The organism is Streptomyces sp. NPDC001852 (assembly GCF_042891825.1).
In the GTDB taxonomy this organism is placed as follows: Bacteria; Actinomycetota; Actinomycetes; order Streptomycetales; family Streptomycetaceae; genus Streptomyces.
In genome coordinates this window covers 1-1,447 of record NZ_JBIATN010000095.1, presented here as the reverse complement: position 1 = coordinate 1,447, position 1,447 = coordinate 1, and the positions used below count along the sequence as shown (strand labels likewise).

General features: G+C 69.4%; 2 protein-coding genes. Both read left to right on the top strand.

Annotated elements, in window-relative coordinates:
- The coding region (locus ACFYZB_RS46745; protein ID WP_388768282.1) for an IS607 family transposase at nucleotides 1-380 on the top strand (380 nt) is incomplete at its 5' end.
- The coding region (locus tag ACFYZB_RS46740; RefSeq protein WP_388768279.1) for an IS200/IS605 family accessory protein TnpB-related protein at nucleotides 373-1,447 on the top strand (1,075 nt) is incomplete at its 3' end. The genes ACFYZB_RS46745 and ACFYZB_RS46740, both read left to right, overlap by 8 nt.

Genomic DNA, 1,447 nt, shown 5'->3' with positions numbered 1-1,447 from the left:
AGACCGATCTGGAACGCCAGGTCGCTCGGCTGTCGGCGTGGGCGGCGAAGGCCGGTCACCGAGTCGTTCGTGTTGAGGCGGAGATCGCTTCAGGGATGAACGGCTGCCGTTGCAAGGCTCGACGTCTGCTGGCCGACCCGAACGTGACCACCGTGGTGGTGGAGCACAAGGACCGGCTCGGCCGGATGAACGTCGAGCTTGTCGAGGCCGCCATGTCCGCGACGGGTCGTCGCCTGCTGGTGCTGGACGACGGCGAGGCCGAAGACGACCTGGTGCGGGACATGGTGGAGGTACTGACGTCGTTCTGCGCCCGCCTGTACGGGCGCAGGTCGGCGAGAACCCGCGCCCGCAAGGCACTGGAAGCCGCCGAACATGGCTGACCTGCGCCCGATCGCCGCGCCGTTCGCCGCTCTCGGCCCGTCCGGTGCGGCGGTACGTACCCGGCTCAAGAACCTCACGCCCGAGGATGAGAAGGTTGTGCGCTTGGTGGGTGCGCACCTGGGCTCGCTCGCCTCGAAGGACCTCAAAGCACGTTGCGCTGACGGCCTGGAGCACTCCACCGAGTCATGGGCGGCCCGTAAGCGCGACCTGACGGCCCAGTCGTCGTCCAGATGGGCCGGGTCGATCACGAAGGTCACGCATGACCAGTGGGCGCTCGCCCGGCGCGGCCAGGCCGCGCACGTCCAGTCCCTCGAGGCCGGTATCACGATGATCCGGCACCGGCTGTCGCTGCCGGTCGGGCAGAAGGGCACCAAGCGGGCTCCGGGCGGCTACCGCTGCGCGCACGAGTGGTTCCACAAAGCACGCCGCCTGCATGTGCTGGAGGACCGGCTCGACCAGGTTCGGGCCGACCGGGAAGCGGGCCGGGTGCACGTCGTGCGGGGCGGTAAACGTCTGCTGGGCACCCGTCACCATCTTGACAAGGCGCAGCTCACCGAGGCCGAGTGGCGTGAGCGGTGGGAAGCGGGGCGCTGGTTCCTCCGGGCGGACGGCGAGTCGGGGAAAAGGTTCGGCAACGAGACGATCCGCATCACGCCCGAGGGTGAAGTGTCGATCAAGCTCCCGGCCCCGCTCGCCGACCTGGCGAACGCCAAGCACGGCCGGTACGTACTCGCTGCGAAGGCGCGTTTTTCTCACCGGGGGCAGGAGTGGGCCGACCGTGTGGAGGCGAACCGGGCCGTGGCCTACCGCATCCACTACGACACGGGGCGCGGGCGCTGGTACGTGGACGCCTCCTGGCAGATCCCTCCCACCAAGACCATCCCACTCCAAGCCGCCCTCGCCGATGGCGTGATCGGCGTGGACACCAACGCCGACCACCTCGCCGCATGGCGGCTCGACACTCACGGAAACCCGATTGGCCGGCCGCGCCGGTTCTTCTTCGACCTGTCTGGCAACGCCCAGCACCGCGACGCCCAGGTACGGCACGCTCTCACGCGGCTGCTGA